This window comes from Pseudomonas sp. Pseusp97 (assembly GCF_047304025.1).
Taxonomy (GTDB): Bacteria; Pseudomonadota; Gammaproteobacteria; order Pseudomonadales; family Pseudomonadaceae; genus Pseudomonas.
Genome location: NZ_JBGLYK010000213.1, coordinates 1 through 9,704, shown reverse-complemented (window position 1 = coordinate 9,704; position 9,704 = coordinate 1). Strand labels below are relative to the sequence as shown.

The window sequence follows — 9,704 nt, the reverse complement described above, 5'->3', positions numbered from 1 at the left end:
AGCTTGCTCGCGAACGAGTTCGCCAGCGGCTCCGACGCCGAGCGGTTCGCGAGCAAGCTCGCTCCTACAGGGTCGTGCCTGCGCCTGGCGTCACTGAATGAACGGGACCTTCTCCGCACGCTGGTAAGGCCCGTACGCCGCCGGCGCCCAGTTGAACGCCTTGCCGTCACGGGTAACGTGGCCGATGCCGGGGAACGGCAAATGCGCGGCGGCAACCCACGCGCCGTTCTTCGCCAGTGCACCGAACTCAGCATCCCGGGCCTTCACCGCCTGCTTCGGATCGGTATCGAAGCGGATCGCCACCTCCGGGTGGGCGAACTGCACCGCGACGTTGTGGATCAGGTCGCCGATGAAGACGATGGCCGTGCCGTCAGATTCGAAGCGATAGCTGGTGCTGCCCGGCGTATGGCCGCTGGTGGCCTCGGTCTTCAGCTCCGGCAATGGCGATGCCGGTGGGACGAAGGTCTGCAGACGCCTGGCCGCGCGATACGGCGCCAGCGAATGCTGCGCCACCTCGAAGAATTCGCGGGCCTTTTCCGGCGCCTGGTCACGGCGCTTCTCGTCCAGCCAGTAGTCCGCCTCGGCCTGCGCCGCGTAGACGGTTGCATTGGCGAACAGCGCTTTGCCCTGCGCGTCCACCAGGCCGCAGACATGATCCAGGTGCATGTGGGTGAGCAGGATGCTGTCTACCTGCTCCGGCGCGTATCCAGCGGCCTTCATGTTCTCCAGCAGGTGCCCCGCGGTGCCGCCGATGCACTGGCCGGCGCCGCTGTCCACCAGGACCAGGTGCTGGCCGGTGTTGACCAGGAAGGCATTGAAGTTGGTCTGCACGCGCTGGCTGTCCATGGCGTTGCGTGCCAGCAGCGCGCGGATGCGTTCGCGGCTCAGGCCCTGCAGCAGCCCCGGCGACAGGTCGTTGTAGCCGTCGTAGAGCGCAGTGACTTCATACTCGCCCACCGCCAGGCGGAAATACCCCGGCGCCTGGGTTTTCAACGCTGCCGGGGGCTCGGCGCAGGCAAAGGTGGAGACCAGCAGTGCGCTGGCCAGTAGCGGGAAGCAATGGTTGCTGCGGGATGCCGGCATGATCGGCGCCTCCTTGGGAAATAGTGGCGTCATGCTGCTCCGCAACAGCAGGAGGATTCTTGGACGCTTGTGCCGCAAACGTTCTGGCATACAAGCAATTGTAGGAGCGAGCTTGCTCGCGAACAGCCCAGTCCGTAGGGCGCACAACGCGCCAGCGTTATCCGCCGCAACTGAACCGGCGGATAACCTGTTCCAGGTTATTCGCCCTACGTAACTGATAAGTCCTCAAAAGAAACACGCAGTAGGATGGCGTGGAGCGCAGCGATACCCATCAATCCCATGCACCAGCAGCATGGATATCGCTTAGGCTCCACCCCTCCTACAAAGGCCGAAACCCAGGCCTCAGGGCACCGGAGCGCTCATGTACTCGACCATCCGCTCGCGCAGCCAGCGCTCCGCCGGGTCGTTGTCGTGGGCGGCGCTCCACACCAGGGAGAGTTCCGCCGGCTTGATCTCCAGCGGCGGGTCTTCGGCGCGCAGGCAGCTGTCCTCCACCAGCGCGCAGGCCGCGTAGGCGGGGACAGTGGCAATCATCTCGGTATTGCGCAGCAGCGCCCGCAGGCTGCCGAACTGCGGTACGGCAAGCACGACCCGGCGGCGCCGTTCGATGCGTTCCAGGTCCAGGTCGATGGCGCCGTTCAGGTCGCCGGAGAAGGACACCATCACGTGTGGCCGGGAGCAGTATTCATCCAGCGTCAACGGGCCCGGCCGGCTGTCGCCGCGCAGCACCTTCACACCGATATCGCGCAGCTTGCGGCGTTTGGCATTGGCCGGCAGGTCGGTGGTGTAGCTGACGCCAACGGTGATCTCGCCGGAAGACAGCAGTGCCGGCATCAACAGGAAGTTGGCGCGGCGCACCACCACGGTGATGTTCGGCGCTTCCTGCTGCAGGCGCGCCAGCAGGGCGGGAAACAGGCCGAACTCGGCGTCGTCGGAAAGCCCCAGGCGAAAGATGTTGCAGCTGCTCTCGGGCTCGAAGGTCTTGGCGCGGCTGACCGCGGCGGAGATCACGTCCATCGCCGGGCGCAGCTCTTCGAAGATATGCAGCGCCCGGCTGGTGGGCTCCATGGCGCGGCCGGCGCGCACCAGCAATGGGTCGTCGAACAGGTCGCGCAGGCGCGCCAGGGCGGCGCTGACGGTGGACTGGGTGATGAACAGCTTCTCGCCGACGCGGGTGAGGTTCCGCTCCAGCATCAGGGATTCGAAGATCACCAGCAGGTTCATGTCCAGGCGGCGCAGGTCGTTTCGGTTCATGGCTGGTCGCTCGGGGCTGTGGAGTGGGCATCCTTGCACAAGGCAAGGGTCGCGCCAGTCGAGCACGGATCAGCGTAATTTTCTTGGACGGATGTGCTTGAAGGCGGCCCGCCGGCGGAATTCGATTGAGCGACGGATCACCTTGATTTACCTTGGATTTTTTCCATTCCTGAGCAGCCTCTGGCTGCCGCAGGACACCACGACAAGAGAGACGCCATGCCCGCACCTGCCCACCAGGTAGCGACCATGCTCGCCCCCCAGACCCACCGCCTGGTCCTGCAGCTCATGGAGGAGCTGGAAAGCCGCGGAGAAGGCCTCCAGCAGGCCAGCCAGCGCCTTTGCCAGCACCTGCTGGAACATTATCGGATGCCCGAGCCCGGCAACGACTGCCAGGAGGCGGGCGAACGCCTCGCCCTCGCCCCCTGGCAGGAACGCAAGGCCAAGGACATCCTCGCCGGCAGCCTGCTCAGCCGCCTTTACATCGCCGACGTCGCCGAGCAGTGCGGCATGTCGCGCAGCCATTTTTCCCGCGCCTTCAAGCAGGCCACCGGGCTCGCACCACGGGAATGGGCGCTGCGCCTGCGCATCGACCGTGCCCGCGACTTGCTGGCCAGCGGTGACGCGCCGATCTCTCAGGTCAGCCAGGAATGCGGCTTCGCCGACCAGTCGCACTTCTGCCGCAGCTTCCGCAAGCTGGTGGGCTGCACGCCGAACCGCTGGCGGCAGGCTTGCCGGGTGGGTGGAGTGCAGGAGGTCGATGGTGCCAACCGGGCGTCCCCCACGCAGGGCGCATAACGCCCCAGGCGTTATCCGCCGATGATGATCGGCGGATAACCCGTTCCGGGTTATCCGCCCTACGTATGCTTTGGGCTGTTGTTGCAATCCATAGCCCCGGAGTACGCCGCGGGGGATTTCGCGGACAAGGTCCGCTCTACGAGGGAGTTCGGAGTGGTGCGGTTCGCGAGCAAGCTCGCTCCTACGAAGAGCCCCGCTCCAGCTTTGGCTTTGGCTCTGAGGACTTCCAGAGAACCGCCCGAGCGCTCCGGAGTGCCCCTTTCAGGAGGCCTCGTTGGATCGGAGTTTCAGGGGTTGAGCGACATGGATGTCGCGAGAGCCGCGATGGGCCAGGGATGGCCCTTCGCGGCGTGCCCCTGAAACTTCGATTCAACGAGGGAATTTTTCGCCCAAGCGAAAAACCGGATGGAGGGGCGAGACCTTTGCCCACTTTGGGTCGTTTGCCAAAGTGGGTCGCCCGAGGGGGCGAAACCCAATACATCAGCACACGCCGTAGCGGCGCAGAACACCCAACCCCAAGCAAGCAAGCAAGCAAGCAAGCAAGCAAGCAAAGAGCATCGCGGACAAAGTCCGCTCCTACGCGAGCCTAATGAGCTGCCGTCTGATTCCCACGCCGTTCAGGACGTGTTCAGCCAGGATCGGAAGAACCTTGAGGTATGACAGGTCCGACGTAACACCGGCCGTCTAGTCTGGGGGCAGTCTCACTTTCCCAACAGGCAGGAGCCGGGAGTCAGCGCATGACTGCACAGCAAACCACCGACGGCAAACCGCAAGGCACCGAATTAAATAGCACCGCCCCCAGAAGCACCGACTGGTACCGCAAGAGCGTCGACCAGACCCTGGCCAATCTGCAGACCAGCGCGGAAGGCCTCTCCCCCGACGAAGCCGAGGCGAGGCTGCTGCGCGTCGGCCCCAACGCCTTGCCGGCCAAGGCGTTCGATCCGCTCTGGCTGCGCTTCGCCCGGCATTTCAACGACGTGCTGATCTACATCCTCCTGGCCGCCGCCGTGGCCACCGCGCTGATGGGCCACTGGACCGACACCGTCGTCATCCTGCTGGTCGCGGTGATCAACGCGGGTATCGGCTTCTTCCAGGAAAACAAGGCGGAGAAATCCCTCGCCGCCCTGCGCGGCATGCTCAGCAGCACCGCCCGCGTGGTGCGCAACGGCAAGAAGATCGAGATCGACGCCGCCCAGCTGGTGCCCGGCGACATCGTCATCCTGCGCCCCGGCGACAAGATTCCCGCCGACGTGCGCCTGTTCGACGTGCACCACCTGCAGGTCGAGGAATCCATGCTCACCGGTGAATCCCTCACCGTGGGCAAGCACGCCGACGCGCTGGACAAGGAAGCGCTGCTGGCCGACCGCACCAACCTCGGCTTCTCCGGCACCCACGTCAGCGCGGGCAATGCGCGCGGCGTGGTGATCGAAACCGGCCCGGCAACGGAACTCGGGCGTATCAACAAGCTGATCGCCAACGTCGACGAGAGCGAGACCCCGTTGCTGCGGCAGATCACCGAACTGGGCAAGCGCATCTTCCAGCTGATCATCGGCATGATGCTGGTGCTCTTCGTCATCGGCTTCTTCTGGCACGACTACCCCTTCGGCGAACTGCTGCTGTCGCTGATCAGCCTGGCGGTGGCCTCGGTGCCCGAGGGCCTGCCGGCCATCGTCTCGATCATCCTGTCGCTGGGCGTGCAGCGCATGGCGCAGAACAAGGCGATCATCCGCAAGCTGCCGACCGTGGAAACCCTGGGCGCCATGAGCGTGATCTGCTCGGACAAGACCGGCACCCTGACCATGAACGAGATGACCGTGAAGAGCGTGCTGCTCGCCAACGGCCTCTACGCGGTCGAGGGCCAGAGCTACGAGCCCAAGGGTCGCATCACCTTCGGCAGCACCGGCGATGAGCTGGACTGGTCGCAGCATGCCGCGCTGGCAGATTTCATCCGCGCGGTGGACATCTGCAATGACAGCAGCCTGCAACTCAATGACGAAGGCCGCTGGGCCGTGGTCGGCGGGCCCACCGAGGGCGCGCTGAAGGTCCTGGCGCGCAAGGCCAACCTGCCGGAGATCGAGTTCCAGAAGTTCGGCAAGATTCCCTTCGACTCCGCCTACAAATACATGGCGCGGCGCTGCGACGTCGCGGGGCGGAGCCTGGTCTATCTCAAGGGCGCGCCCGACGTCCTGCTGCGTATGTGCCAGCAACAGCTCGGCGCCCATGGCGTGGAGCCGCTGGACCGCGAGTACTGGGAGCGCGAGATGAGCTTCATCGCCGGGCAGGGCCTGCGCATGCTGGCCGCCGCGTACAAGCCGGTGCAGCCCGATGACGGCGTGATCGACCACGGGGACGTGCAGGACGGCATGATCTTCCTCGGCGTCGCCGGCCTGCTCGACCCGCCGCGCCCGGAGGCCATCGAGGCCATCGCGCTGTGCAAGCGCGCCGGCATCCAGGTGAAGATGATCACCGGCGACCACCCGGACACCGCCGTAGCCATCGCCGGCATGCTCGGCATGGGTAACGACCTGCGCGCCATGACCGGCCAGGAACTGGAACAGGCCGATGACACCCAGCTGAAATCCCTCGCCATGCAGTACTCGGTGTTCGCCCGTACCAGCCCCGAGCACAAGCTGCGCCTGGTGCGCGCGCTGCAGGCCAACCAGGAAGTGGTCGGCATGACCGGCGACGGGGTCAACGACGCCCCGGCGCTGAAACAGGCCGACGTCGGCATCGCCATGGGCATCAAGGGCACCGAGGTGACCAAGGAAGCCGCCGACATGGTGCTCACCGACGACAACTTCTCCACCATCGCCGGCGCCGTGCGCGAAGGTCGGCGGGTCTACGACAACCTGAAGAAAACCGTGCTGTTCATCCTGCCGACCAACATGGCCCAGGGCCTGCTGATCGTCATGGCGATCCTCGCCGGCGCGGTGATCCCGCTGGCGCCGCTGCAGATCCTCTGGATGAACATGGCGACCTCCACCACCCTGTCCTTCGCCCTGGCCTTCGAGCCTGGCGAGCCGGGGATGATGCGCCGGCCGCCGCGCAACGCGAAGGAGTCGATCCTCAATGGCTTCGCGGTCTGGCGGGTACTCTACGTCGGCGGCCTGCTCACCGCCGCGGCCTTCCTGCTGGAAGCCTGGATGGTCAGCAACGGCCAGGACACCGACCACATCCGCACCATGATCCTGCACACCCTGGTCACCGCGCAGTGGGCGTACCTGTTCAACTGCCGCCTGCAGGAGGAGTTCTCGCTGAATGCGGCGCTGCTGCGCAACGGCGCGCTGCTCACGGTGACCCTGGCGCTGATCCTGCTGCAGTGCTTCGTGATCTACGTGCCCTTCATGCAGACCGCCTTCCACACCGTCGCCCTGCCCTTCAGCGGCTGGCTGATCTCGCTCGGCATCGGCGTCGTGGTGTTCTTCGCGGTGGAACTGGAAAAGCTGGTGATCCGGCGCTGGAAGGCTTCGCGCCGGTAGGTCGGGGACCCACGCGCGATGCCCCACGGAACGTAGGAGCGGACTCCGTCCGCGATGGTCTCGCCCTTGCTCCCTGTTCGACCGGAGTGGCGCTGAGTCGATCGCGGACGGAGTCCGCTCCTACGCTCATTTCGCGATTCTCGTGGCCAGACGGTGGGGCGTATGACGCGCCGGCGTTATCCGCCGGCAGACAATCGGCGGATAACCCGTTCCGGGTTATACGCCCTACGATCATCGCGGCCAGGCATGTTCGCGGTATTGCCGGCCGCCGTAGGAGCGAACCCGCCCGCAAGCCCCGCCCGGACAACCGTGGCAGGCAGGCTCGCCCCTACTGGTGCCACGCCCTTCTCCTCCCCAGGCCCCCGGCCCTTCCCTGTCGGGAAGGAGGCGTATGCCGGGTGTTCCCGTGACCTACCCGTCAGGCCCGCGTGGGAGCGACGGTCATTTTCTGGAGCCCCGTAGCGGCGATTTCCCTCTCCCTGAAGAGTGAAGGGGCTGGATCGGTGCCGGCTGAAACTGCGGCGTCAGCCGGCTCGGATAGCTCCCTCTCCCCGCGGGGCGGGACGCGCAGCCAAGGCGGGGCCGAGGGTATGCCCCGGCGCGATACTTCACGTAGGAGCGGACTCTGTCCGCGATCCTCTTTCCGCTGGCACATTCATCGCAGGCGATTCCGCCCTTGCAAGAGAGGTCGATACCGAGACCAACCCCATCCGGCACGCTCCATTCGAGCTCGCCCAGTATTCCTTCGATTGCGTCGGCGCCGTTCTGTTCCGGACGATCCCCAAGAATTGACCGGGAGCCCGTTCGCTGAACAGCAGAAGGCCCGCCTGTTGGCGGGCCTTCCCGTGACACGGCGGGCTGCTTAGAGCGCCATGTCGCTGGCCGCTTTTTTCGCTGTCGGGGCGGCGTCGGCCGGCTGCGCGGCCGGGGCCTGGTCGATGGCTGGCGGCGGGTCCAGTTGCAGGACCTTGGCGGTGTAGCTCCACTCGGCGAAGGTCTTCTCCGGGCTGTCGTTGAGCCGGGTGCCATAGCTCGGGACGATCTGGTGGACCTTGGCCTGCCACTCGGGGGTGGCGAGTTTGTCCTTGAACACCTTCTCCAGCACGTTGAGCATGATCGGCGCGGCGGTGGAAGCACCCGGGGACGCGCCCAGCAGACCGGCGATGCTGCCATCGGCGGAAGCGACGATCTCGGTGCCGAGCTTCAGCACGCCGCCCTTGTCCGCGTCACGCTTGATGATCTGCACGCGCTGGCCAGCCTGCCACAGGCGCCAGTCCGCGGCCTTGGCCTCCGGGAAGTACTCGCGCAGGGCCGCCAGGCGGTCCTCGTCGGAAAGCATCAGCTGGCCGGCGAGGTACTCCACCAGCGGGTACTCGTCGATGCCCACGCGGGTCATCGGCCAGACATTGTGGACGTTGGTGCTGCCCAGCAGGTCGAGGTACGAGCCTTCCTTGAGGAACTTGGTGGAGAAGGTGGCGAAGGGCCCGAAGAGGATCACGCGCTTGCCGTCGAGCACGCGGGTATCCAGGTGCGGCACGGACATCGGCGGCGCGCCGACCGACGCCTTGCCGTAGGCCTTGGCCAGGTGCTGCTGGGCGATGGTCGGGTTCTCGGTGACCAGGAACGAGCCGCCCACCGGGAAGCCGGCGTAGTCCTTGGCTTCCTCGATACCGGACTTCTGCAGCAGGCGCAGCGCGCCGCCGCCGGCGCCGATGAAGACGAACTTGGCATCGGTCTCGGTGACCGTGCCGTCCTTGAGGTTCTTGTAGCCGACGCGCCAGGTGCCATCGGCGTTGCGGGTGATGTCCTCGACTTCGCTGGAGAGCTTCAGGCTGAAGTTCGGTTTGGTCTGCAGGTAGCCGGCGAACTGGCGGGTGATCTCGCCGAAGTTCACGTCGGTGCCGATCGGCGTCCAGGTGGCGGCGATCTTCTGCGACGGGTCGCGGCCCTGCATCATCAGCGGCACCCACTTGGCGATCTGCGCCGGGTCCTCGGAGTACTGCATGCCGCGGAACAGCGGGCTGGCCTGCAGCGCCTCGTAGCGCTTTTTGAGGAAAGCGATGTTGTCGTCGCCCCAGACGAAGCTCATGTGCGGGGTGGAATTGATGAACGAGCGCGGGTTCTTCAGCACGCCGTTCTGCACCTGCCAGGCCCAGAACTGACGGGAGATCTGGAACGACTCGTTGATCTCCACCGCCTTGGCGATGGTGACGTTGCCGTCCTTGTCCTCGGGGGTGTAGTTCAGCTCGGCCAGGGCGGAGTGGCCGGTGCCGGCGTTGTTCCAGCCGTTGGAGCTTTCCTGGGCGACGCCGTCCAGGCGCTCGACCATTTCCATGCTCCAGCCCGGCTCCAGCTCGTTGAGCCAGACGCCCAGGGTGGTACTCATGATGCCGCCGCCGATCAGCAGCACGTCGACTTTCTTGGTTTGGGCGAACGCGGGCGCGCAATTCACTGCCAGGGCGAGGCCCAGCAGCGCCCCGCTAACTTTCTTGATCATCGAAAGGTTTCTCGTCGTTAGGGCTTGGCCTTCCCCACCGGCGTCATTCAGCGTGAAGGCCGTGCCCCGCGCACGGAGCGCTGACGATGGGCAAGGCGACAGATGACGAGGATGAGTCGGGACTCAGTTCCCTCCTCCGCCGGCTCTGGGGCCTGCTTAATGGAATGAGGGACGTCCTGCGCAGAGAGACACGCAAAGCCTTCGGCTTTGGCTTTTGTTGTGGGAGGGATGCATGGTCTGCTGAAACGTTTGCGCATTCTATCGAAAGCGCGGCGCATCACCAACCTCTGCAGTCAACTATCAACGGTCCGCATTACGTGCAGGCCGTTTCTCTTTGTTTAAATCCAAGGTTCCACGCCTTGTAGGAGCAACTGTCCTTTTCTGAAATTCCGTGCCTGGGCGTTCCCTCTCCCCGCCCTCTCCCTTCAGGGAGAGGGTTAGGGAGAGGGCAGGCCCTCGTGCAGGAATTCATGTAGGAGCGGACTCTGTCCGCGATAGGTCCGCATCGCGCCGAAGCGTTGGCCGGGCAAACAGCGGCCAAACGGGGGGGGATGGGGGGGGGTTTAGTGGGGCGCGGGGTGGGGAGGACCCGGGCC

General features: G+C 65.5%; 5 protein-coding genes. 2 read left to right on the top strand and 3 right to left on the bottom strand.

Going from position 1 to position 9,704, the window contains the following annotated elements; translation table 11 throughout:
* Positions 1–90 precede the first annotated feature (90 nt).
* Together ACCC94_RS24480 and ACCC94_RS24475 are read right to left on the bottom strand one after the other, a co-directional pair.
* The gene (locus ACCC94_RS24480; RefSeq protein WP_413352196.1) at positions 91–1,083 is read right to left on the bottom strand and encodes an MBL fold metallo-hydrolase; all 993 of its coding nucleotides are present in this window, start codon (positions 1,081–1,083) and stop codon (positions 91–93) included.
* 342 nt (positions 1,084–1,425) lie between these two features.
* Positions 1,426–2,337, bottom strand: coding sequence for a LysR substrate-binding domain-containing protein (locus tag ACCC94_RS24475; RefSeq protein WP_413352194.1), 912 nt, complete (start codon positions 2,335–2,337; stop codon positions 1,426–1,428).
* 216 nt (positions 2,338–2,553) lie between these two features.
* Between ACCC94_RS24475 and ACCC94_RS24470 the strand changes: the two genes are divergently transcribed.
* Positions 2,554–3,132 (top strand): helix-turn-helix domain-containing protein, encoded by a 579-nt coding sequence (locus ACCC94_RS24470; protein ID WP_413352193.1) that lies wholly within the window; start codon positions 2,554–2,556, stop codon positions 3,130–3,132.
* 737 nt (positions 3,133–3,869) lie between these two features.
* Complete coding sequence (locus ACCC94_RS24465) at positions 3,870–6,611, top strand: cation-transporting P-type ATPase (protein ID WP_413352192.1); 2,742 nt, start codon at positions 3,870–3,872, stop codon at positions 6,609–6,611.
* 862 nt (positions 6,612–7,473) lie between these two features.
* Here the strand turns inward: ACCC94_RS24465 and mqo are convergent.
* The gene (gene mqo, locus ACCC94_RS24460) at positions 7,474–9,108 is read right to left on the bottom strand and encodes a malate dehydrogenase (quinone) (RefSeq protein WP_413352191.1); all 1,635 of its coding nucleotides are present in this window, start codon (positions 9,106–9,108) and stop codon (positions 7,474–7,476) included.
* Positions 9,109–9,704 lie beyond the last annotated feature (596 nt).